The sequence below is a fragment of the Bacillus sp. FSL L8-0358 genome, assembly GCF_038593095.1.
In the GTDB taxonomy this organism is placed as follows: Bacteria; Bacillota; Bacilli; order Bacillales; family Bacillaceae; genus Bacillus; species Bacillus subtilis.
In genome coordinates, this window is sequence record NZ_CP151962.1 from 594,844 (window position 1) to 617,445 (window position 22,602).

The 22,602-nt window shown below is 44.0% G+C and carries 22 protein-coding genes and 1 riboswitch; of the genes, 13 read left to right on the top strand and 9 right to left on the bottom strand.

Going from position 1 to position 22,602, the window contains the following annotated elements:
- Positions 1-40: 40 nt before the first annotated feature.
- Complete coding sequence (dinB, locus tag NYE49_RS03125) at positions 41-559, bottom strand: damage-inducible protein DinB (protein WP_047182162.1); 519 nt, start codon at positions 557-559, stop codon at positions 41-43.
- 168 nt (positions 560-727) lie between these two features.
- On the opposite strand from dinB, the gene NYE49_RS03130 reads away from it, so the two are divergent.
- Positions 728-1,186, top strand: a complete 459-nt coding sequence (locus tag NYE49_RS03130) for a MarR family transcriptional regulator (protein ID WP_015252707.1) — start codon at positions 728-730, stop codon at positions 1,184-1,186.
- Positions 1,183-3,840, top strand: coding sequence for an MMPL family transporter (locus NYE49_RS03135; protein ID WP_047182163.1), 2,658 nt, complete (start codon positions 1,183-1,185; stop codon positions 3,838-3,840). Before NYE49_RS03130 ends, NYE49_RS03135 begins: the two co-directional genes overlap by 4 nt.
- A gap of 147 nt (positions 3,841-3,987) precedes the next feature.
- Here NYE49_RS03135 and NYE49_RS03140 read toward each other — a convergent pair whose 3' ends face one another.
- On the bottom strand, positions 3,988-4,617 hold the full coding sequence (locus tag NYE49_RS03140; protein ID WP_003234135.1) for a nitroreductase family protein: 630 nt from the start codon (positions 4,615-4,617) through the stop codon (positions 3,988-3,990).
- A 15-nt stretch (positions 4,618-4,632) separates the two neighbouring features.
- Positions 4,633-5,127: a MarR family transcriptional regulator gene (locus NYE49_RS03145; RefSeq protein ID WP_072557150.1), complete on the bottom strand. Its 495-nt coding sequence runs from the start codon at positions 5,125-5,127 to the stop codon at positions 4,633-4,635.
- A gap of 208 nt (positions 5,128-5,335) precedes the next feature.
- Between NYE49_RS03145 and NYE49_RS03150 the strand changes: the two genes are divergently transcribed.
- Positions 5,336-6,544, top strand: a complete 1,209-nt coding sequence (locus NYE49_RS03150) for an MFS transporter (protein ID WP_342410914.1) — start codon at positions 5,336-5,338, stop codon at positions 6,542-6,544.
- A gap of 36 nt (positions 6,545-6,580) precedes the next feature.
- Here the strand turns inward: NYE49_RS03150 and NYE49_RS03155 are convergent, their stop codons facing one another.
- Positions 6,581-7,318, bottom strand: coding sequence for a sulfite exporter TauE/SafE family protein (locus NYE49_RS03155; RefSeq protein WP_015482876.1), 738 nt, complete (start codon positions 7,316-7,318; stop codon positions 6,581-6,583).
- 248 nt (positions 7,319-7,566) lie between these two features.
- Between NYE49_RS03155 and NYE49_RS03160 the strand changes: the two genes are divergently transcribed.
- The 4 genes from NYE49_RS03160 to NYE49_RS03175 all read left to right on the top strand — a co-directional run bounded on the left by NYE49_RS03160 (position 7,567) and on the right by NYE49_RS03175 (position 12,756).
- Positions 7,567-8,241, top strand: coding sequence for a GntR family transcriptional regulator (locus NYE49_RS03160; protein ID WP_047182164.1), 675 nt, complete (start codon positions 7,567-7,569; stop codon positions 8,239-8,241).
- Between the two features lie 126 nt (positions 8,242-8,367).
- The gene (locus NYE49_RS03165; protein WP_047182165.1) at positions 8,368-9,630 is read left to right on the top strand and encodes a glycoside hydrolase family 18 protein; all 1,263 of its coding nucleotides are present in this window, start codon (positions 8,368-8,370) and stop codon (positions 9,628-9,630) included.
- 160 nt (positions 9,631-9,790) lie between these two features.
- Entirely contained in the window at positions 9,791-10,975 is a 1,185-nt protein-coding gene (locus NYE49_RS03170; RefSeq protein WP_123374420.1) for a glycosyltransferase, read from the top strand.
- 380 nt (positions 10,976-11,355) lie between these two features.
- The gene (locus NYE49_RS03175; RefSeq protein ID WP_339247213.1) at positions 11,356-12,756 is read left to right on the top strand and encodes a collagen-like protein; all 1,401 of its coding nucleotides are present in this window, start codon (positions 11,356-11,358) and stop codon (positions 12,754-12,756) included.
- 580 nt (positions 12,757-13,336) lie between these two features.
- On the opposite strand, the gene NYE49_RS03180 is transcribed toward NYE49_RS03175, so the two are convergent.
- Positions 13,337-14,044: a DUF4352 domain-containing protein gene (locus tag NYE49_RS03180; protein WP_336155195.1), complete on the bottom strand. Its 708-nt coding sequence runs from the start codon at positions 14,042-14,044 to the stop codon at positions 13,337-13,339.
- A 65-nt stretch (positions 14,045-14,109) separates the two neighbouring features.
- Entirely contained in the window at positions 14,110-15,498 is a 1,389-nt protein-coding gene (gene phoB, locus NYE49_RS03185; protein ID WP_342410918.1) for an alkaline phosphatase PhoB, read from the bottom strand.
- A gap of 331 nt (positions 15,499-15,829) precedes the next feature.
- On the opposite strand from phoB, the gene fra reads away from it, so the two are divergent.
- Entirely contained in the window at positions 15,830-16,201 is a 372-nt protein-coding gene (gene fra / locus NYE49_RS03190) for an iron chaperone frataxin (protein WP_174616608.1), read from the top strand.
- Between the two features lie 74 nt (positions 16,202-16,275).
- On the opposite strand, the gene NYE49_RS03195 is transcribed toward fra, so the two are convergent.
- Both NYE49_RS03195 and NYE49_RS03200 read right to left on the bottom strand, forming a co-directional pair.
- Positions 16,276-16,773 carry a YdhH/YoaO family protein gene (locus tag NYE49_RS03195; RefSeq protein ID WP_015382906.1) on the bottom strand — a complete coding sequence of 166 codons (498 nt, stop codon included), beginning with the start codon at positions 16,771-16,773 and terminating at the stop codon, positions 16,276-16,278.
- 17 nt (positions 16,774-16,790) lie between these two features.
- The gene (locus NYE49_RS03200; protein ID WP_080344161.1) at positions 16,791-17,273 is read right to left on the bottom strand and encodes a GNAT family N-acetyltransferase; all 483 of its coding nucleotides are present in this window, start codon (positions 17,271-17,273) and stop codon (positions 16,791-16,793) included.
- An 82-nt stretch (positions 17,274-17,355) separates the two neighbouring features.
- On the opposite strand from NYE49_RS03200, the gene NYE49_RS03205 reads away from it, so the two are divergent.
- Entirely contained in the window at positions 17,356-18,333 is a 978-nt protein-coding gene (locus NYE49_RS03205; RefSeq protein WP_047182170.1) for an HD domain-containing protein, read from the top strand.
- Positions 18,334-18,475: 142 nt separating this feature from the next.
- Complete coding sequence (locus tag NYE49_RS03210) at positions 18,476-19,093, top strand: YdhK family protein (RefSeq protein ID WP_080344259.1); 618 nt, start codon at positions 18,476-18,478, stop codon at positions 19,091-19,093.
- Between the two features lie 15 nt (positions 19,094-19,108).
- Here NYE49_RS03210 and pbuE read toward each other — a convergent pair whose 3' ends face one another.
- Complete coding sequence (gene pbuE, locus NYE49_RS03215) at positions 19,109-20,275, bottom strand: purine transporter PbuE (protein ID WP_003234105.1); 1,167 nt, start codon at positions 20,273-20,275, stop codon at positions 19,109-19,111.
- Positions 20,276-20,330: 55 nt separating this feature from the next.
- Positions 20,331-20,430, bottom strand: a riboswitch (purine riboswitch).
- A gap of 176 nt (positions 20,431-20,606) precedes the next feature.
- Here pbuE and NYE49_RS03220 point away from each other — a divergent pair.
- The 3 genes from NYE49_RS03220 to celB are packed head-to-tail and all read left to right on the top strand — an operon-like array spanning position 20,607 to position 22,597.
- The gene (locus NYE49_RS03220) at positions 20,607-20,918 is read left to right on the top strand and encodes a PTS sugar transporter subunit IIB (RefSeq protein ID WP_047182172.1); all 312 of its coding nucleotides are present in this window, start codon (positions 20,607-20,609) and stop codon (positions 20,916-20,918) included.
- Positions 20,918-21,250: a PTS lactose/cellobiose transporter subunit IIA gene (locus tag NYE49_RS03225; protein ID WP_015382911.1), complete on the top strand. Its 333-nt coding sequence runs from the start codon at positions 20,918-20,920 to the stop codon at positions 21,248-21,250. The genes NYE49_RS03220 and NYE49_RS03225 overlap by 1 nt, the downstream gene beginning before the upstream one ends.
- 18 nt (positions 21,251-21,268) lie before the next feature.
- The gene (gene celB / locus NYE49_RS03230) at positions 21,269-22,597 is read left to right on the top strand and encodes a PTS cellobiose transporter subunit IIC (RefSeq protein WP_047182173.1); all 1,329 of its coding nucleotides are present in this window, start codon (positions 21,269-21,271) and stop codon (positions 22,595-22,597) included.
- The last annotated feature ends 5 nt before the right edge of the window (positions 22,598-22,602 follow it).

Genomic DNA, 22,602 nt, shown 5'->3' on the forward strand with positions numbered 1-22,602 from the left:
ATTTCCCGAAAAAAGCGGCTCCATTTAGGGAGCCGCTTTCTTATGCTTTTTCAGTTTTTTTCATAAACAGGTAGAGCCCGTAATCTGTCGGTGCGGATGCGTAGCCTGCCTGCCGCAGCATTGCTGTGATATTGCCGCGGTGGTATGTCCCGTGATTGACAACGTGGGGAATCAGTTCGGAAACAGTTGTTTTCATGATGCCGCTTGAGGGATTTTGAATCTGGAGTGGCTTATTGAGCTGTTCTTTTTGCTGTAAAAATAGTGTAAAGCGCTCGGATAACCTCAGAAAAAGGTCTTCCATTTCCTCTATTTCTTTTGCCTCTGTCTGTTCTTTAAGCTGTTCAGCTAAAGCCAACGCATCGCTCAAGGTTTTGCCGGAAAACACTTCAATCCAGCCGAGATCAGAAAGATAAACATGAGACAATACATGGGATATTGACGGAAACACACTTTGAATTTCTTGATGGTATACCTCTTTTGGAAGCTCTTTTAATCGGTTGAATATTTGTTGATTGGCCCAGACGTTATATTCATACAATTTGTATGCCAAATCTGACATGTTAAAATTCCCCCTTTCGTGTGTATATCTTCCATTATACACGAACATGGGTTCTTATGTAGAGTGCTCGTGAATAAAATCTGTTGACATATATGGTTTAGGGGAATAAACTAATTGACATTGAACATAAAGTTTAGCGGGGTAAACTATAATGAGGAGGGGAAGATATTGAATGAACAAAAGCTATGTCAGGCGATAAACCTGTTTGTGGAAGTCCTGCTTGAAGGGACAGAATTTGTGCATCGTGAAATCAATCAGGATGTCTTCAAGCATATCTCAAGGGAACAGGCAGACCTGTTGAAAATTTTAAAAGTCAAGGGCCCAACCTCTCCCGGCAGCCTGGCCATGTACCAAAATGTACATAAGAGCGCGATCTCTAACAGACTGAAAAAGCTGCTCGAAAAGGGATTGGTTCAATGGGACGACTGTCCGGCAAAAAGTGATAGGCGCTCTAAGCTTATTAACATTACACCGAGCGGTGAACACATACTAGAAGAATTAGATTCTGCCATCTTTAATGCGCTCAAACCGCTGATCGATGATATAGATGAGGAACACTTACATTCCATCATCGAGATATTCACCATTTTAAAAAGTAAATTTAAAGGAGGAGATTCTGCCGAATGAGAGCAATCATCAAATTCAAGTGGGCAATTGCAGCCATAGTATTAGCACTAACCGTCGTTTTGAGTTTGTTTTCTCCGAACTTAACGGAGCTGGCCAATCAAAAGGGGCAGGCCCAGCTTCCCGCTGATGCTGTTTCAGAAAGGGCAAACGCCATTTTAAAACAAGCGGGAGAAGACAATAATTCGATCAGTGTTGTCTTTACATTAGACCACGCTTTAAAGAAAGAAACAGAGGACCAGCTCCGCGCCATGATCGATAAAATCAAAAAGATCGACGGTGTAGAAGATGTAACATCTCCTCTGTCAGCGGAAAAAGAAGTCAAAGACCAGTTGATGTCGAAAGACAAGAAAACCGTTCTCATGCCTGTCACGATTACAGGTTCTGATAAAAAGGCGGAAAAAATTGCGGACGAGATTTATCAAATCGTTCCTGATGATTTGACGGCATATATTACGGGAGCTTCCCTTATCAACCAGGATTTCGCTCACAGCTCAGAGGAAGGGCTTAAGAAAACGGAAGTGATCACAGTCTGCCTGATAATCGGTTTACTGTTGATCGTGTTCCGATCTGTTGTGACGCCTTTTATTCCGATTGTGGTTGTCGGTTTTTCTTATCTGATCAGTCAATCCATACTGGGCATCCTTGTATACAATGTTGATTTTCCTATCTCGACGTTCACGCAAACCTTCTTAGTTGCGATCATGTTCGGCATTGGAACAGATTACTGCATACTGCTTCTTACACGATTCCGTGAAGAATTGGCAAACGGGCATGATAAAAAAGAAGCGGCGCTTATCGCTTACCGCACAGGGGGAAAAACCTTATTTATCAGCGGATTTGCGGTATTGATCGGATTTTCCGCCTTAGGATTTGCGAAGTTTGCGATTTTCCAATCCGCAGTAGGGGTAGCAGTCGGTGTGGGAATTTTAATGATCATCCTCTACACACTGCTGCCATTATTTATGGTGACGCTGGGTGAAAAATTATTCTGGCCTTCTAAGAAAGTGCTGTCGCACAGTGATAACAAATTATGGGCGTTTCTCGGCAGGCATTCCGTCGCTCGTCCGTTTCTGTTTATAGTCATCACGGTCATTATCACGCTTCCGTTCATCTTGACCTATGATGACCAGATTTCATTCGACTCAACTGCGGAAATCAGCAGCGATTATAAATCTATAAAAGCTCTCGAGGCCATTAAGGATGGATTCGGGGAAGGAAAAGCGTTCCCGATCAATGTTGTCGTAAAAGGAGACAAAGATCTTACAACAGCTGATACAATCCCTTATCTAGGAAATATCAGCAAAGCGATCGAGAAAGTTGATCATGTTGACTCTGTTATGACTATTACGCAGCCGACTGGTAAAAAAATCAAAGATTTATATATTGATAACCAGCTAGGATCGGTTTCAGACGGGCTGGATAAGACGGTAAAAGGGATTGCCGATGTCCAAAGCGGATTAACGGATATAGAAAACGGACTGAATCAAATGGCAGGGCAAACCGGCTCGGCCTCAAATGGAGAGTCTGGCGGTTCACTGGGCGATGCGGCAGATGGCTTGGGCAAAATCAATCAGCAGCTGCAGCTCATGAGCAAACAGATTTCCCAAACCGGCAATACCGCACAGACCGTGCAGCAGCTTACGGCAATCAGCGGACAGCTTGGCCAGATTCAAACCGGCCTTGAACAAGCGAACCAGCAGCTCTCAGGCCAGCAGGCACAAGCCGGAACGCTGACAGAAAGCCTGAAGAAGCTGTCCGAAGGCGTGAAAAGCGCAAATGATGGCCTGACGAAAGTCTCTGACGGTATTACAGCTTCCAGTGATATGTTAGAGGACATGAGCAAAAGTCCAACTGTAAGAGATACAGGCATATTCATTCCTGATCAAGTAATGAAGGACAAAGACTTTAAGAAGTCAATTGACCAGTATTCCTTTGCGGACGGAAAAGGTGTTCAATTAAGTGTCGTTCTGGATTCAAATCCTTACTCAGAACAAGCTATTACGACAATAAACCAAATTAAAAAAGCTGTCGCAAACGAAGTTGACGGCACTCCTTTGGAGGATGCACAGATCGTATACGGCGGGGTCACGAGTATGAATGCGGACTTAAAAGAGCTGTCCACAACGGACTTCTCCAGAACAATGGTGATCATGATTATAGGCCTGTTTATCGTGTTAACCATTTTGTTCCGCTCCATGATCATGCCGATTTATATGCTCGCGTCACTGCTGCTGACGTACTATACGTCGATATCCATAACAGAATTAATTTTTGTAAACGGCTTAGGAAACGCCGGCGTCAGCTGGGCAGTACCATTCTTCAGCTTTGTCATCTTGATCGCGTTAGGGGTAGATTATTCAATCTTCTTGCTTGATCGATTTAAGGAAGAGGTGCACCTTGGCATTCAGCAAGGTGTCGTCAGGTCAATGAGCAAAATGGGATCTGTCATTATTACAGCTGCCATTATATTGGCCGGTACGTTCGCGGCGATGATGCCTTCAGGCGTCAATACACTGATGCAGGTGGCAAGTGTTATCATCATCGGACTCTTGCTTTACGGCCTTGTCATACTTCCGCTCTTCATTCCGGCAATCATTGCGACCTTTGGAGAAGGAAACTGGTGGCCGTTCGGCAGGAAGAAAGGAAAAGAATAATTGAGAGAAGAGTGATGAATGGTCATCACTCTTTTTTCATGACTAAACGACTAACTTCAGACGTGTTACCCGAAAAAGGTCAGACGATCAAACGGCGGCTGTACTTAAAAACAAAGAGCCCGGAAAACATTCCTGGGCTCTTTGTTTTTATTTCCATTCTGCAATTGTATCAATCGGCAGACGGTAGGAAGCATAGCCTTCATCTGCAGCTTTTCCGATAGAAAGTAGCATAACCGGTACATAACGTTCTTTATCTAATCCGAAGGTTTCCGCGATGTTTTCTTTATCGTATCCGCCGATCGGGTTTGTATCGTAGCCATGCGCGCGTGCAGTCAGCATCAGCTGCATGGAAACAAGACCTCCGTCAATCAGGATCGTTTCACGGTTGACCTGTGCCGGAAGCTTTTCAAAATGTGCGGTCAGCGCGGCGATTTGTCTGTCTTTGACCTCCTGCGGCATGTAACCGAGTTCCACAGCTTTTGAATAGATTTCTTCTAAGTAGTCTGCATTATTCATGTCTGCAAATACAGCGATGACAGCAGATGATGTTGTGACCTGTGTTTGGTTAAAGCTTGCAAGCGGTGCGAGTTTTTCTTTTCCTTCCGGGCTGTCAATGACAAGAAAACGCCATGGCTGCGCGTTAACAGAAGATGGGGCAGTTGTTGCTTCCTCTAAGATCTCTGTCATTTCTTCTTTGCTGATTTTTACTGCCGGATCATAGTTGCGGATAGAACGGCGGCCTTTCATAATTTCCATAAAATCGTTTGTTTTGATCATGTTGATACACTCCTCTTAAGCTTCGATATTATCTATATTGTTTCGCATGCGCGCCAGCACATCAATGAGCAGGCGGCGTTCTTCTGCGCTTACATTTGCGAGCATTTCCTTCATGAAACGCTCCTTTTCCTTCTTAGAAGACTCAATTCGCTCTCTTCCTTGGTCTGTTAACCGAACAAGGGTGATGCGGTTGTCCTCAGGCTTGCGCCGCCTTGATACCATGCCTTTGGCTTCCAGCTGTTTCAGGTGTCTGGTAACGGCTGCGCTATCGATATTTACTTTCTTTTGAAGGTCGCTTTGACTGATCTCATCTGCATGATAAAGCAATGTCAGCAATTCCAAACGAGATTGGCTGATGCCCGTGCATGCCTCGAACTTCACGCCAATCACCTTGTTCACGCCTTGCAGCTGATATAAAATCTCGGCTTCCTCTGAACAAAATGACGCCAAAACCCATCCCTTCTTTCCTGTCAAAACTATTAATTGATATATCAATGATTGACACGTCAATTAATATACAACGAATGATTTCATCTTGCAAGCCATTTGCATCTTCGAAAAACCTCCCAGAGGAATATCACTTTGCCGAGCCCGTGCTCAAGCGGCTTTCACAGGCTGAAAGTTATGATACAATATACAAATGTTTCACGGCTTCAATCCATTGTTGGAGCTGACATCCATTATATAAGGGACTAGGTTGAAGGGAAGGTTTGATAACATGCTGCACAATCCAACTAGAAAAGAACGCTTGGCACTAGCGTTTCTGCTCGGCATGCTTGCTATATTGGGCCCGCTTAATATAGATATGTATTTGCCAAGTTTTCCTGAAATCGCGGAAGATTTATCAGCAAGTGCTTCACTTGTTCAGTTAAGTTTAACAGCCTGTCTGGTCGGGCTTACGATCGGCCAGCTGATTGTCGGGCCGGTCAGCGATGCGCAGGGAAGACGAAAACCGCTATTAATCTGTATTTTTTTATTTGCGTTATCTTCTCTGTTTTGTGCACTGTCGCCCAATATAACAACTTTAGTGGCTGCGCGTTTTTTACAGGGCTTCACTGCTTCTGCAGGGCTTGTGCTGTCTCGCGCAATCGTCCGCGATGTGTTTACCGGAAGAGAGCTTTCTAAATTTTTCTCGCTGTTAATGGTCATTACCGCGGTGGCGCCAATGGTTGCGCCTATGACAGGCGGTGCCATTTTGCTTTTGCCGTTCGCAACGTGGCATACAATTTTTCACGTCCTCATGATCATCGGATTTTTACTCGTTCTTCTGATTGCATTGAGGTTAAAAGAAACGCTTCCGCCGGAAAAACGGATTCCAAGCTCAATCGGAACATCCGTCAAAACGATGGGCAGCCTGCTGAAGGATCGATCCTTTATGGGGTACGCGTTAACTGTCGGATTTATTCACGGGGGAAGCTTTGCATATGTGTCTGGTACGCCTTTTGTATACCAGGACATCTACGGGGTGTCTCCGCAGGTATTTAGTATTCTTTTTGGCATTAACGGGCTGGCGATTATATCGGGCAGCTTTATCATCGGACGCTTTGGCGGAATCATTCATGAAAAAAGCCTTCTTCGTATAGCGGTCATTACGGCTGTGATTGCGACGGCTGTGCTATTAACCATGACCATGATTCACGGTCCTCTTGCTACATTAGTCATATCCATTTTCATTTACATGATTACGATCGGCATGGTTCTGACCAGCACGTTTACCTTGGCCATGGAAAAGCAGGGGCACCGCGCCGGAAGTGCAAGTGCGCTGCTTGGAATGCTCCCGCTGCTCCTCGGTTCAATCGTGTCACCGCTTGTAGGCATTAATGAGACAACAGCCGTTCCGATGGGAGCCATCATGTTTGTAACAGCTGTCATCGGCTCACTGGCGTTTTTTGGATTAACGAAAGAACGAGTAGGGCAGAATTCATAAAAAAAACCTGACATGACGTCAGGTTTTTTGTTTTATTTAGAATAATAACAGCAGGCCTGCAATCGCCGGAGTCAAAAAGATGGCTGATTTCAAAACCACCTTTGGCATAAGGTTGGTGAATTTTGCGCCTACATAGGCACCGCACATTGTCCCGACCAGAACTTTGATCAGCAATACATAATCAACAAAACCTTCTGTGATATATCCGATGCCTCCACCTACAGCCAGAGGGATGATCACAAGCATCGTCGTTCCGACAGAATGGCGAATGGACAGATTCAGCATAATCATTAAACCGATTTGAATAAAAGGTGCCGACCCGATGCCGAATGTGCCGGAAAGAACGCCGGCTACAATTCCTAAGATGACCGCTCTCGTATACGTTGAAAGAGTGCTTTGATTCACTTGAGCCTTCTCTTTTAAAATAAATAATCTGATTAAAATGAGAATTGCTGATAAAAATAACATTCCAGCCGTCAAATAATGAAGCAAATCAGCCGGAATAAAAGATGTCAGCTTGGCGCCGAAAAATGAGCCAACCGCAGCAAAGCCTCCGACTATTAAGCCGATTTTCATTTGAATGTTGCCCTCGCGATAGTGGCTGTATGCCCCTGATAAGCTTGTAAAAGCCATGCCGGCAAGCGAAGTGCCTAACGCCGTATGAATCGGGATATGGAAAAGAAGCGTTAAAAGGGCAATGACAAAGCCGGCTCCACCGGCGCCAATAAAGCCTAAAATAATTCCTAGAAGAAACATAACAAGAATAATGAGCATATTTTTTCCTCCATTGAAAAGATGTAAAAATGTAATCGTGCGCTATTCTGGCGGAGGTATGGTGTCCTATTGACGAAGAAAAACACGCCGTTTTTTCAGTTGCCAGTAGTCCGTCGACCGTCGTTCAGCAAACATATCGTACCTCAAATTCTGGGATCTGACAAGGCAGTTTGTTGCTTCCCATTACCATCTGTTATATGATTTTGATGAAGAAAAGCCCTTGAATATATTCAAAAGAGGTATTATATATGGACGATTTTAAATTAGATAAGCCGACTCCCTACTACCTGCAATTTTATAACCAGCTAAAAAAAATGATCTTCAACGGGACTTTTAAGCCTGGGGAACGGATAAACGAAACACAGCTGGCGAAAAGCTTTGGCGTCAGCCGCTCTCCGATAAGGGAAGCCATGCGATTGCTTGAGAAAGATGGTTTGTTAAAAGCGGATGACCGAAATGGATTTTCGATCACGTCATTAACGGCAAAAGATGTAGATGAGATTTATAAAATCAGAATTCCGCTGGAGCAGCTGGCAGTCGAATTAGTCATAGACGAAGCGGACGAAGAAGAGCTGACCATACTCGAAAAACAGCTTGAAGAAACAGAGAAAGCGATTCACAACGGCACGGAAGATACGGAAATCATTCGTTTAAACCAAAAATTTCATGAGCTGCTGGTTGATTTCAGCCATAACAGACATTTGAAAAATTTGCTTGAGCATGTAAATGATCTGATTCACTTTTGCAGAATCCTTAATTATACTGGTGACCACCGTGCAGAAACGATCCTGAGTGAACACCGCAAGATATTTGAAGAAGTGAAAAAGAAAAACAAAGAAGCAGCCAAACAGTATGTGCTGGCTCATTTCAATCATGACTGTGAGCATTTGAAGCATGTACTTGAAGAAGGAAAAGAGAATTGATTTGTATGATCCGGTACCAAGGGGGAGCAGAACCCTTGGTATTTTTTTATGTATTCACCACATATCTAAGAGGCCCCGTTAATAAGATTTTATGATGGTTTGACTAACGAATAATGGGGGTTAAACATGTTTATCCATATCGTCGGGCCTGGTGATTCTTTGTTTTCGATAGGCAGAAGATACGGTGCTTCTGTTGATCAAATACGGGGTGTGAATGGTTTAGATGAAACGAATATCGTGCCGGGGCAGGCTCTGCTTATCCCTCTTTATGTATATACAGTCCAGCCGGGAGATACGCTTACCGCCATTGCAGCTAAAGCGTTTGTGCCATTAGAGCGTCTGCGAGCCGCCAATCCGGGCATCAGCCCAAATGCTTTACAAGCGGGAGCAAAAATAACGATTCCTTCGATCTCAAATTACATTGCGGGAACATTAAGTTTTTACGTGCTCCGAAATCCTGACCTCGATCGGGAGCTGATCAATGATTATGCGCCATACTCGTCTTCAATTTCGATTTTCGAATACCATATTGCACCGAACGGCGACATTGCAAACCAATTGAATGATGCGGCTGCTATCGAGACAACTTGGCAAAGACGGGTGACGCCGCTTGCGACCATAACAAACCTTACATCAACAGGATTCAGTACAGAACTCGTTCACCAAGTCCTGAACAACCCGACAGCGAGAACCAATCTGGTCAACAATATTTATTACTTAGTTTCCACAAGGGGATATGGCGGTGTGACAATCGATTTTGAACAGGTGAGCGCCGAGGATCGTGACCTTTTCACTGGTTTTTTGCGTCAGCTGAGAGATCGCCTTCAGGCGGGAGGATATGTGCTGACGATAGCTGTTCCGGCAAAAACAAGCGATAATATCCCCTGGCTGAGAGGCTATGATTACGGAGGAATAGGAGCGGTTGTTAATTATATGTTTATCATGGCTTATGATTGGCATCATGCCGGAAGTGAGCCGGGTCCTGTAGCGCCGATTACTGAAATAAGGAGAACCATTGAGTTTACGATTGCGCAGGTGCCGAGCAGAAAAATCATTATCGGAGTCCCGCTCTACGGGTACGACTGGATCATCCCGTATCAGCCGGGCACAGTTGCTTCAGCGATTTCAAATCAAAACGCAATCGAAAGAGCGATGAGGTACCAAGCCCCGATACAATATTCAGCCGAATATCAATCACCGTTTTTCCGGTACAGTGATCAGCAGGGGCGGACGCATGAGGTATGGTTTGAGGATGTCAGGAGCATGAGCCGGAAGATGCAGATCGTCCGCGAATACAGATTGCAGGCTATTGGCGCTTGGCAGTTAACGCTGGGCTTTACACCGGGCCCATGGCTTCTGCGGAAATTTTTTACGATCAGAAAAGTATAAAAAAAGACACCAGAGTTTGGGTGTCTTTTTTTTGATTAAGTCCAGAGCAGCAGAATAGTTCATTCATTTGTACCTTGCATGGGTTGTGTTCCCATTTTACGATTAGTAGTAGTCTGATCAAACAAAGAGTCAGAATACGATTTGAGAGGGAGTTGTCTACATGAAGACAGTATTGATTTTGAATTTTCCTGCGGAAGGCCATGTGAATCCTACCTTAGGCATTACAAAAGCGTTTTCCGATAAGGGATATGATGTCCATTATATATCCACTGAAAAATATAAAAAACGATTAGAAGCAGCGGGAGCAACGGTCCATCTTCACCGGGATCTGCTGCGAACGACACCTATTCATGTCGGTTCGCCCAATGGCATTCTTGATTTCTTGAAAATCCATATCAAAACGTCATTGGACATTTTACAGATTGTCAAAGACTTATCTAAGAGCATTCAATTTGATTTTGTTTATTATGATAAATTCGGCGCGGGGGAATTGGTGAGGGATTACTTAGATATTCCAGGGGTCTCTTCATCGGCGTCTTTCTTGTTTGGCGAGGAGCACCTGAAAATCCTGCCGCTGCATCCGGAGTCTGGAGCGCCGCTTGAATTGGATCAAGAGTGCGAAGATCTTTTGGCAAAAATGAAAGAAACGTACGGTGTCGCTCCGAAAAACCTGGTTCAATTCATGAACAATCAAGGGGAATTGAATGTGGTGTATACGAGCCGTTATTTTCAGCCTGAAAGCGATCGTTTCGGGGATGAATATCTGTTTATCGGTCCCAGCTTTCCAAAAAGAGCGGAAAAAACAGATTTCCCGATAGAACAGCTAAAAGGTGAAAAGGTCATTTATATTTCAATGGGGACTGTACTAGACGAAACAGAAGAGTTTTTCAACTTATGTATAGATGCATTTTCTGATGTCAAGGGCAAGGTCGTGATAGCTGCGGGAGAAAAAGCTGATCTGACAAAATTAAAGCAAGCGCCTGAGAACTTTATCATTGCTTCGTATGTGCCTCAATTGGAAGTGCTGGAACAATCAGATGTTTTCATCACTCACGGGGGAATGAACAGTGTAAATGAAGGCATTCATTTTAACGTTCCGTTAGTTGTAATGCCGCACGATAAGGACCAACCAATGGTGGCCCAGCGGCTGACTGAATTACAAGCCGGTTATACAGTATCTAAAGACCATGTAACCGCACAGTCATTAAAACATGCAGTGGAAGAAGTGTTGAATAACGATCGATATATAGAAGGGATTCAAAAAATCAATCAAAGCTTTCAGGATTGCATGAATATGGAAGAGGCAATGGAGCGGATCGATCAATTTATAGAGCAGAGAAAATAAACAGCAAAAATACCTTCGCATGAAATAAGAAAAAAGAGTGAGATGAAAACGGTCTCACTCTTTTTACTGATAGAGTCTTATTGGCATTGTGGAGATAACCGGAGCCATTTTGCGGATCATCGGTTTTGGCAAAAGGATGATATATGTAAGGGCTCATTTTCAGAGGGAGACGGCAGCAGAAGGAATACTTTCGATTAATTCACACTCAAAATCATTTTTCATATTATGAATAAGCGTATGGAAAGTGCAGTTATAAAAGGATGTGAATAGAAACTATGTCTTGGAAATCGTCACATAGGTGCCCTTACTGTGGATCTAACTCTTCAAGCCCCAGTTGTAGAGTGGGCCCCAAAAAAAATCATGAGCCTAAACATTCATGTATGTGCTGCTGTTGCGTAAGGGTAGCAAGAGGGCCGCAGGGACCACGCGGATTACGCGGTATTCCAGGCAGTATTGGAGCCACAGGACCACAAGGACCACAAGGACCACCGGGGCTGCCAGGGCTGCCCGGAGCAACAGGGGCCACAGGACCACCAGGACTGGCCGGAGCCACGGGAGCCACGGGAGCGACAGGAGCTACGGGGGCCACGGGGGCCACAGGAGCTACAGGGGATGCCGGACCAGCCGGAGCGACAGGAGCCACAGGGGACGCCGGACCAGCCGGAGCCACGGGAGCCACGGGAGCGACAGGAGCTACGGGGGCCACGGGGGCCACGGGGGCCACAGGGGATGCCGGACCAGCCGGAGCGACAGGAGCCACAGGGGACGCCGGACCAGCCGGAGCCACGGGAGCGACGGGAGCCACAGGAGACGCCGGACCAGCCGGAGCCACCGGAGCGACGGGAGCCACAGGGGACGCCGGAGCCACGGGAGCCACCGGAGCGACGGGAGCCACAGGACCACTAGGGGCGACCGGAGCAACAGGAGTCACGGGAGCCACAGGAGACGCCGGACCAGCCGGAGCCACGGGAGCGACGGGAGCCACGGGAGCTACAGGGGACGTCGGACCAGCCGGAGCCACGGGAGCGACGGGAGCCACGGGAGCTACAGGGGACGTCGGACCAGCCGGAGCCACCGGAGCGACGGGAGCCACAGGAGCAACCGGGAACGCCGGACCAGCCGGAGGCACAGGGGCCACAGGAGCTACAGGGGACGCCGGACCAGCCGGAGCCACCGGAGCGACGGGAGCCACGGGAGCTACAGGGGACGTCGGACCAGCCGGAGCCACCGGAGCGACGGGAGCCACAGGAGCAACCGGGAACGCCGGACCAGCCGGAGGCACAGGGGCCACAGGAGCTACAGGGGACGCCGGACCAGCCGGAGCCACTGGAGCGACAGGGGCCACAGGAGCAACCGGCACAGGAGCAGCTGGGTTATCCGAATACGGGTATATATATAACTTAAGCGCTCAAACGGTAGCTATAGAGGCTGATGTCATTTTTGATTCAACAGGGATAACCACCCCAGGAATTACACATGCTCCCGGAACTTCTCAAATTGCAATTACCACTCCGGGAGACTATGAGGTCACTTTTTCTGTTTCGGGAGTAGAACCTAACCAATTCACACTATTTTTAAATGGTGCGCCGATTACGAATACAGTCTACGGTTCGGGTGCAGGTACTCAGCAAAACAATGGTCAGGCTATAATAGCCATAGCAGCTGGCGATGTTCTAACTCTTCGAAATCATACGTCCGCTGCCGCAGTGACTCTGCAGACTTTGGCAGGAGGGACACAAACTAACGTAAACGCTTCAATTGTAATTAAAAAATTAGACTAACAATTAGCACTGTGTCATGAACAAACAAAAAGTACTCTATTGATTTTACTAGTACTTAATACTTCAACAGTGCTTTTTTTTGATCTTGTTTATGTTAATCATACAAACGATCCAAGTCCTTTTTATCTCAGGTATTTATTTTGTATGGGGAGAAGAAAAAAATACTGAATTTCATAACTCACTGATAGACTTTTATCACTATAGCAAAGAAAAAGAAGTTCGATTTACTTTATTTCCTTCAAGTGATAACTGGGATAGGGTGCGTAAAACACTAAAAATCGGTATTGTAGAAATGAGAAGATATACCTTTTCTTTTAATCGCTTAAACAGGGTTTACAGCATCTAAAGATTGCACTATAAAAAGAATTGACGAAGAAATGACTACAAACAGCTCAACTAAACGTTTTGGATATGCCATCACCAAGATAGGATAGTGAAGTTAACAATTTAGCATCGATAAGAACAGCTCCAAAGTTAGGGCTTGATGAACAGATGAATTATTCTATTTTCGCCCAAAAAAATAAGATCGTATCTGTTTAACTTCACCGATAAAAAAACCTTCCATGTTGGAAGGCAATCGTTAAAATTCAATTTTGATCTTTTTAGAATTACTGATCTTCTTATGGTTTTGGTCAAAAACGTCACTTGTTGTAATTTCAATCCACTTGATCTCTTTTTTCTTCTTATCAGCTGATTGTTCATCATGAGCATGGCCGCTTGATGCGTTTACAATAAAACCGAGATTTCCGGACTTTTCGGCTCCGCCTTCCAATTCGCCATTTAACTCTTCAAGATAAATATCTTTGTTCCAATCAAAAGTTTCCCCTGTATTTGTTTTCATCAAGGCAATCGGCGCAACATTTACTTTCTTTGAAGATGTGTTCTTGATGTCAACAAAGACCTTAACAAAATCAAACTCTTCATCGTGTGTTAACACATGAAAGTAATCAATCATGCTGTAGTCTGGGCGCAAGTGGATCAGCTTCATTTCTTTTACTGTTAACTCCACGTCGCTAATCTTATATGTTTGATTCACTTGCTTGATATCCTTTAAAGCAGCTTTTCCCTTGTCATCAGAAAACGTTTGGCCCACCTTCAGCAATGACCGGTCATCGGTTACTTGGGAATTAGGCTGGTAGTCATCTATGCTGTCTTTTTGAGATGATGTGCTTTGCGGTGTAGCTTTTACCGCTTGCTCTCCGCCAGCACTTTGTTTTTCTGTATTGGTGTTCGATGAGCAGCCCGCGAGCACGACGATAAAAACGAAGATCGAAAGAATTCCTCTCATGATGATTCCCCCATTAATAAGAGAGCCCGTTACTTCATACAAGCAACGGGACACCTTGTATTCTTTTACTTATCTTTAATCTTAATGTTGTATTGTAAAGCGTTGAAGACATTTTTGGCAATTTCAGTATTATCAATTTGGCCTGCAAATTCCTCGCTAGACGGTCCGTACGCATAGACCGGAACATCTTCACCAGTATGTCCGCCTGTCGTCCAGCCGGTGTGGGAGCGTTTATTGAATATTTCCTCGATCGCATTATCGATTTCAAGCACTTCTTTCGTTTTTGCGGCTTTTTCAACAGATTGAATTTCTGATTCAGTTAAAGCTAATTTCTTTTGATCAATATACGTTTTTAATATTTTTTCAACATCCGCGCCGTCAGCGATCTTTTCTGCCATAAAGTCTGGTGTGTGTTTTGCGGCTTTAATGGGTTCACTGAACCAGTTGTAGATGCCGTCCGCACCGATGGAATATCCGCCGGTTGAGTGGTCAGCCGTTGCGACAACCAATGTGTGCTTGTCTTTTTTAGCGAAATCAATAGCCGCCTTATAAGCTTGTTCGAAGTCTTCCATCTCGCTCATGGCGCCGACGATATCATTGTCATGGCCCGCCCAGTCAATTTGGCTGCCTTCCACCATGAGGAAGAATCCGTCTTTATCCTTGTTTAATTTTTTAATGGCTGTGTTTGTCATATCTTTAAGTGATGGAATATCCTTCGTACGGTCAATCTTTTTAGGCAGGCCGCCGTCAGCGAATAGGCCGAGAACTTGGCTGTCTTTGTTTTTCAGCATGTCCTTGCGGTTATCCACATAGCTGTACCCCGCTTTTTTGAATTCCTTAATCAAATTACGGTCCTTACGGTCAAAATTGCTTTTTCCCCCGCCTAAAAGGACATCAATTTTGTGCTTGCCGTTGACCATCTCATCAAAATAATCATTCGCAATTGAGTTCATATTTTTTCGGCTGTGGTCGTGTGAACCGAAAGAGGCCGGAGTGGCGTGTGTAATTTCTGAAGTGGCCACAAGTCCTGTTGCTTTTCCTTTTTCTTTCGCAGCTTCAAGCACCGTTTTGGCTTCTGATCCGTCGTTATCCACCGCTATGGCATTATTGTATGTTTTAATTCCCGCAGACATAGCCGTTGCCGCCGCTGCAGAATCCGTTACATTTTGTTCAGGATCATCGGGGTAAGTTGTTTGCTGGCCGACAAGATACTGATCAAAAGCCGTAGGCTCCACAACTTTTGTCTTTTTATTATCCTTTAAGTATCGATAAGCAGACGTATAAGACACACCCATACCATCACCAATCAGAACAATAACATTCTTAATTTCGTCGTGGTTCCCCTTTTTCTTTTCCTGGGCGCTGGCTTCAGGCACACTGCCGCTGGCTAAGCTGCTGAACGCAATTGATGATAAAACCGCGATAGGCAGTAATTTCTTCGGGAATTTTTTCAACTGGATAACCTCCTAAATATAGATGAATCTCAATGACAACCCAATTATATTTTTAAACTGTTAAGCTAGTATTAATCGATTTTAAAGATTGGATTTACAAGAATAATGAACTGCTATCAAAGGAAAGGAAAGAGTGATAGTACTAAAAAAATAAATGGGAGGAATAGATACTGGCCGTGGATAGGCGGACTGAAATCTGCTATAGTCGCATAGAAGCAACCCGCTTACATCTTGAACAATTTTAAGTATTATGTTGGAAAGAGGTATTGTGTAAGTACATGTCTGAGCAGTTCATATGGAGTGGCATCATTTTATTTTAGGAGGGAACAACATGGACGTTTTTTCTGAGTATTTAGCGGGGATTGATGACCCGTTCCACCGAGAAAGAACGGAAGAGGTGTTGACTTGGATCAAAGATAAATATCCAAATTTACATACAGAAATAAAATGGAACCAGCCGATGTTTACGGATCACGGTACATTTATTATTGGCTTTAGTGTTTCTAAAAAGCATTTAGCTGTCGCTCCTGAAAAAGTAACGATAGCGCACGTAGAGGATGATTTTGTGAAGGCCGGATATGATTACACCGAGCAGCTAATACGTATCCCTTGGAACGGTCCAGTTGATTACACGCTACTTGAGAAAATGATTGAGTTTAATATTCGGGATAAGGCAGACTGCTCCACTTTTTGGCGAAAATGAAGGAAAAGGCATAACATATGAGCTGTATAAAATATGTTACACCTTTTCATTTGTCTATTTTTCGTTTTGATCATCTATTGCTGCTTTTCTTCAAACAAGGTCTTTTCATTGAGCGTAAGCTGGCTCGCAGAATAATGATTACCTTGTTTCCATTTCACTTCAATCGTAATATCATGGCCTTCAAGCTCATGTTCATCTAACCGCTCTAAAAAAGAAACGGACTTTTCTTTTGCGCTTCCATCAGAAAAAGTGCCTCCAGAATAATCATGCATCGGGATTTCCGTGTCAGAACTCAGCAGAACTTCATCATCCTTTTTTACAATCAGTGATTCCAAATAAGTGTTGTCTGTTTCATGTGGTTCACCGATCCAATAAAGTTCGCCGCTGTATTCATTTGGTGCATCTTCATTTTTTTTGAAAACAGCTTCCCAATTCTGGTCTTTGCTTTCTCCCTGCCAATTCGGATACTCCAAACGAACATGATGAATCAGGTGATAGGAAAAAAAGATCAAGCAGAAAGCGATTAATAGGAATGCCGTGAAAATGAGAGGGTATTTATAATGACTGGACATAAAAGACTCCTATTCGTTTAATCAATTACCTTCGAAAATAGAATTTCATCCCGAATCAAAATGCCGTTTTCAGCCACCTCGGGAATCTCCGGCTTGAGTCGGCGCGCTTTTTCAACTGCGTTCGGAAACACTGCGGCGAATTGATAGCCTCTCTTTTGATAAAACGCCATCGCATGTACATTATCATTCGTTGTGATAAGCTTTATTCGTTGACAATGTGCATATTTAACCGTCTCTTCAACCTGCTGAAGTAAAGCTGTGCCGATTCCTTTATTTTCAATCATACTATCTAATGAAATAATTTCACAATCTTTCCCATCTATCAAGTATGTAATACAGCCAATGATTTCGCCGCTTTCATTTACTGCGGCAAATCCATCTAATTCATCACACCGAAAAATGCCGCTGGAAATCGCCATCTCGGGTGTACCCCATTGCTTGGCAAAAAAATCGGACAACATATGTTTCGCTATCTCATCGTTTGGGATGATGATCATCATAACACTCCTCTATTGAAAGATTGCATATGTACTATCAATATAAACAATATATAACAAAAAAAATAGATATTGAGGTGACGGCATGGAAATCAGCGATGTTATTTACGGGCACCACCATATAGATGGAGTACTGAAAGAGCTTATCAAAAGCGCTCCTGTGCAAAGATTAAAAGGGATCTATCAAGGCGGAGCAAGCTTTTTAGTCAATCGAAGGTGGAATGTGACCAGGTATGAGCACTCCATCGGCGTAATGCTCCTCATCAAAAAGCTCGGAGGAACGATAGAAGAACAGATTGCGGGTCTGCTCCACGACGTATCACACACAGCTTTTTCTCATGTGGTCGACGTTGTCTTTGAAAATCAAGCAGAAGACTATCATGAAAACATCTTTCAACAAGTCATTGTTCACTCTGAAATCCCGGACATTTTACAAAAACACGGCTATCATACTGAAGAACTTTTAGCTGACGATTCAAGGTGGACATTGCTCGAACAGCCCGCACCGGAGCTGTGTGCTGATCGGACAGACTATACGCTGCGTGATATGTACCGATATGGACACATTAACCTGCACGAAGCGCAAACCTTTTTGGATCATCTTATTGTGAGAAACGGAAGGATGTTTCCTGATAGTATTGAAGCCGCCGAATGGTTTGTCAGTGTGTACTACAAGGAAGTGATTGATTTCTTTTTGAATCCTGTGAATGTATATGGATATGAATATTTAGCGCGAGCATTGAAGGCAGCGCTGCGGCATGATGTCATATCCGCAGAGGATCTGCTGAAAACGGACCAAGAGGTACTGAACATCCTGCGTGCATCAAAAAATGAAGAAGTTCTGAGCTTGCTTACATCTATTCATCCCGGCATACAAGTAATAGAAGATGACATCCAGTACGATTTCCATCAAAAGAAGAAAATGCGCCTAATCGATCCATCCATTTTTTTTGATGACGAATGGATCAAATCCTCAGATGCTTCTGAAAAGGTGAGGAAAATGGGTGAGACCGCTTATCAAAAAGCAAAAAAAGGTGTGTATATAAAAGTCTTAAATCAGTAAATGCCGTCTGACAGCGGCCTTTTTTCATGTTTGGCTTTGCAAACAAAGGGGAATAGGACAAACTGCGGGAACGCTTTATGAGAATATCAGCGTATTTACATACCGTTCGGGGGTATAGTATTATCGAGAGGGCATGTTTTCATTGTCTGCGGGCAAAAGTTACAGGAAAAAAATGAAGCAAAGGAGAATGAACATGAAAATCTCTAAAAATGCACTGGGAATTCTGATGTTATCTCTTGTTTTTGTTTTATCAGCATGCGGCAATAACAACAGTACGAAAGAAAGCACACATGACAATCATTCAGACTCCTCATCACATGAAAAGATGGACCATTCCGGATCAGCTGACGTTCCAGAGGGATTACAGGAATCTAAAAATCCGAAATACAAAGTAGGCAGCCAGGCAATCATCAATACTTCCCATATGAAAGGCATGAAAGGTGCTGAAGCTACGGTAACAGGCGCCTATGATACAACGGCGTATGTTGTTTCTTATACTCCGACTAATGGGGGACAGCGTGTGGATCATCATAAATGGGTGATCCAAGAAGAAATCAAAGATGCCGGAGATAAAACGTTACAACCCGGAGATCAGGTGATTTTAGAAGCTTCTCATATGAAAGGCATGAAAGGAGCAACAGCTGAGATCGACTCTGCAGAAAAAACAACTGTATACATGGTTGACTATACATCGACAACGAGCGGCGAAAAAGTGAAAAACCACAAATGGGTCACAGAAGATGAGCTTTCAGCTAAATAATAAAAAATCCTCCTTTTACAAGGAGGATTTTTTTGCTGTCTGAACAGGTCTTGTTAAAGAAATGAAAGCAAACAGGACAGCGATGATCACAATTGACCCGCCACACCATGCTGTTGACACCACAGTACCCGTCTGATCCAAAACAACACCGCCAATGGCTGAGCCAAGGGCAATTCCGACTTGGAGGGCCGATGTGTTAAAGCTTTGCTGAATGTCAGACGAATCAGGTGCAATTTCAATTAAATAGCTTTGCTGAGCCGGGGCGAGGCTCCAGCTCAGAAGACCCCAAATCACCATGACAGGCAAAAAGAAAATCATAGACGATGTAGACAGCGGCAGTAAGAACATAATGATGGCAAAGGAACCGGTCACCAGCAAAATGCTCTTAAAGGAACCAAGCCGGTCAGATAGCGCTCCTCCGAAAGGGCCTCCGCATACAGCAGATATCCCGAAAAGGAAATAACAAATGCTGACCCAGAAAGAGCTCAGGTGAAGAGTCTCTTCTAAAAACGGCGCAAAGTAAGCGTAAAGCGTGTAGTGGCCAGCTAATGTAAACATCGTGACGAGGTGTGAACTCGCGATTTTCAGATTACCGATCGTCTTGAGTTGTTCCCGGAAAGGAATCATTTTCTCCGCCGGTATTCTTTCAAAGAAGATTGAAATAATCAGCATGGAGATCAGTGCCAACAGGCCAATGCCAAGGAACAAAATCCGCCACCCGAAGGAATCGCTGATTAAGATTCCGAGCGGCACGCCTAATGCGATAGCAGAGCTGAAACCCATAAAAATAATTCCGATTGCGCGGGCTCTGTATTCAGGCGCTACAATTTTCGGGGCAATTGTTAAAGAAAGCACAACAATCAGCCCTGTACTCATTGCTGCCAATACCCTAGATACCATCAGTGTTGCGAAATTAGGGCTGAAATAGGCGACAAGATTGCTAAGGAAGAAAACAAATAAAGCAATTAGATATAAGCGCTTCCGCTCAATCTTCGCAGTCAATGCCAAAAGCAGCGGCCCAGACACTGCATATCCCAGCGCAAACACACTGATCAACTGTCCGGCTGAAACAATGGAAATGTCTAAATCATTTGCGATCTGAGGAAGAATTCCCCCCACAATTAACTCAACCAATCCGACTGCAATCGTAGAAGCTGCAAGCAGGAAAACTTTGAAATTCATAACAAACTCCTTTACTTAAATGTTTTGATAAATAAAAAAAATCCTGATTACAAAAAATGTCATAAACAAATTTTGTAATCAGGATTTTACGGTTCCTGGTAGACACCCTCAAACCATATTATTGAGGTTATACAAGTGATAATAGCTATTTAATTGATTCGTTTCCGTTGATGAGTGTACCACATTATGAATGAATCTTCCATAGAAAAATTTACAAAATGATGAACCGGACAAGTATATGATTATATTTATTTTATAAAAGTATAGACATTTAAAAATAAATGACTATAATAATTCATGTAAGCGTTTTAATCACAAGGGGGGATAGCAGTTGAAAAAAATATTACTCGCGTGCAGTTCAGGAATGTCTACCAGTTTATTGGTGACAAAAATGAAGGAATACGCACAGTCTATCGGTGAGGATGCGGAGATTTGGGCTGTTGGCCAGGATAAAGCAAAAGAAGACATGAGAAAAGCGGATGCCGTTTTGATCGGTCCGCAAATGAGCTTTCTGAAAAGCGAACTCCAAAAAGAGGCGGATCAATACAACATTCGGGTTGAAGTCATTGACATGATGGCTTACGGAATGGCAGATGGGAAAAAAGCGTATGAGCAGGCATTGTCCTTAATGGAGAATCAATAATGGAACAGGTGAAAATCACGAATTTAACAGATGAACAAATCAGTTTTCAGCTTATCTTGCACAGCGGCAATGCCCGCAGCTGCATCATACAATCACTGCGCGCCTACAAAGAAGGGAACAAGGATGAGGCGGATGCCCTCATTACCAAGGCTGAGCAGGATTTATCCGCGGCCCATGACATTCACTTTCAAATGATACAGAAGGAATCCGGCGGAGAAGCACAAGCTTTCTCATTGCTGCTCATGCATGCGGAGGATCACCTGATGTCAACATTATCCATGAAAGAATTAGTGAAAGAGATGCTTGATATTTTTAAAACAAAGAATCTATAAATAATCGGGGTGGATAGGGTGTTCGAGAAAATCAGCCAATTCCTTGTTCCAATTGCAGGGAGGTTAAACAATAACCGTTATTTGCAAGTGCTGCGTGATGCATTTATGCTGGCTTTCCCGCTTACGATATTCGGGTCCATTTTTGTCGTGTTAACGAATTTGCCGTTTCTAAACAAAATCATGAACGCCTCAACGCTTACATCGTTTCAGTCTCATTTCGGCATTGCCTCCACGGCGACTATGGGCATTATGTCTGTCTTTGTTGTGTTCGGGATAGGCTATTACCTGTCAAAAAGCTATCAGGTCGAAGCTGTATTTGGCGGAGCGATTGCTTTGGTTTCCTTTTTGCTCTTAACGCCATTTATCGTTCAGCCGGAAACAGGAGATGCCATTACAGGGGTTATCCCGGTCGACCGTCTCGGTGCAAAAGGGATGTTTCTTGGGATGATTACGGCATTTCTTTCTGGTGAAATTTACAGAAGAATTGTTCAAAAAAACCTGACAATCAAAATGCCAGCCGGCGTTCCGCCTGCTGTAGCAAAATCATTCGCCGCACTTATTCCGGCTTTTATCACATTGACTGTATTTTTGCTGATTAACGTAATGGTGACTCTGTTTTTTAAAACAAATATGCACGACGTCATTTATCACGCGATACAGGCTCCGCTTGTCGGACTTGGAAGCGGTATCATCCCAACGCTGATTGCCGTGTTTTTCATTCAAATTCTTTGGTTTTTCGGACTGCATGGACAGATCATTATCAACTCCGTGATGGATCCGATTTGGAATACATTGCAGGTAGAAAACCTTTCTGCTTACACGGCGGGAAAAGAAATCCCTCATATTATTTCAAAACCGTTTATGGAGATTTATACAGTAGGGATGGGCGGAACCGGGATGACGCTTGCGATTGTGTTTACCATTCTCATATTCATGAAAAGCAGGCAGATGAAGCAAGTATCAAAACTTGGCCTCGCCCCCGGTATTTTTAACGTAAACGAACCGATTATCTTCGGGCTTCCGATAGTCATGAATCCGATCATTATTGTGCCTTGGGTGCTGGCACCGATGGTTGTTACGCTCGTCACCTATTTGGCCATGTCAGCCGGGCTCGTTCCGCCTCCGACTGGTGTGACAGTGCCGTGGACGGTTCCATTGTTCATTAATGGCATCATGGCGACGAACTCAATCATGGGGGGCGTGATGCAGCTTATCAATCTGCTGATTGTCTTCGTGATCTGGTTTCCGTTCCTAAAAGCAATGGATAAATTAAATCTGGCAAAAGAAAAAGAACAGGCTGTGCAGGAGACAGCTGCTCAGCAAAATGATAACAGCATAAAAATGTGACATAA

Excerpts from the sequence above, each read along its gene's own strand:
- NYE49_RS03150 (WP_342410914.1), top strand. The coding sequence starts at position 5,336 with ATGCTGCACAATCCAACTAGAAAAGAACGCTTGGCACTAGCGTTTCTG.
- NYE49_RS03180 (WP_336155195.1), bottom strand. The coding sequence starts at position 14,044 with ATGAGAGGAATTCTTTCGATCTTCGTTTTTATCGTCGTGCTCGCGGGC.
- NYE49_RS03140 (WP_003234135.1), bottom strand. The coding sequence starts at position 4,617 with ATGATCAAAACAAACGATTTTATGGAAATTATGAAAGGCCGCCGTTCT.
- dinB (WP_047182162.1), bottom strand. The coding sequence starts at position 559 with ATGTCAGATTTGGCATACAAATTGTATGAATATAACGTCTGGGCCAAT.
- fra (WP_174616608.1), top strand. The coding sequence starts at position 15,830 with ATGGACGTTTTTTCTGAGTATTTAGCGGGGATTGATGACCCGTTCCAC.
- NYE49_RS03155 (WP_015482876.1), bottom strand. The coding sequence starts at position 7,318 with ATGCTCATTATTCTTGTTATGTTTCTTCTAGGAATTATTTTAGGCTTT.
- NYE49_RS03200 (WP_080344161.1), bottom strand. The coding sequence starts at position 17,273 with ATGATGATCATCATCCCAAACGATGAGATAGCGAAACATATGTTGTCC.
- pbuE (WP_003234105.1), bottom strand. The coding sequence starts at position 20,275 with ATGAATTTCAAAGTTTTCCTGCTTGCAGCTTCTACGATTGCAGTCGGA.
- NYE49_RS03170 (WP_123374420.1), top strand. The coding sequence starts at position 9,791 with ATGAAGACAGTATTGATTTTGAATTTTCCTGCGGAAGGCCATGTGAAT.
- NYE49_RS03225 (WP_015382911.1), top strand. The coding sequence starts at position 20,918 with ATGGAACAGGTGAAAATCACGAATTTAACAGATGAACAAATCAGTTTT.
- NYE49_RS03175 (WP_339247213.1), top strand. The coding sequence starts at position 11,356 with ATGTGCTGCTGTTGCGTAAGGGTAGCAAGAGGGCCGCAGGGACCACGC.
- NYE49_RS03135 (WP_047182163.1), top strand. The coding sequence starts at position 1,183 with ATGAGAGCAATCATCAAATTCAAGTGGGCAATTGCAGCCATAGTATTA.
- NYE49_RS03160 (WP_047182164.1), top strand. The coding sequence starts at position 7,567 with ATGGACGATTTTAAATTAGATAAGCCGACTCCCTACTACCTGCAATTT.
- NYE49_RS03165 (WP_047182165.1), top strand. The coding sequence starts at position 8,368 with ATGTTTATCCATATCGTCGGGCCTGGTGATTCTTTGTTTTCGATAGGC.
- NYE49_RS03205 (WP_047182170.1), top strand. The coding sequence starts at position 17,356 with ATGGAAATCAGCGATGTTATTTACGGGCACCACCATATAGATGGAGTA.
- NYE49_RS03195 (WP_015382906.1), bottom strand. The coding sequence starts at position 16,773 with ATGTCCAGTCATTATAAATACCCTCTCATTTTCACGGCATTCCTATTA.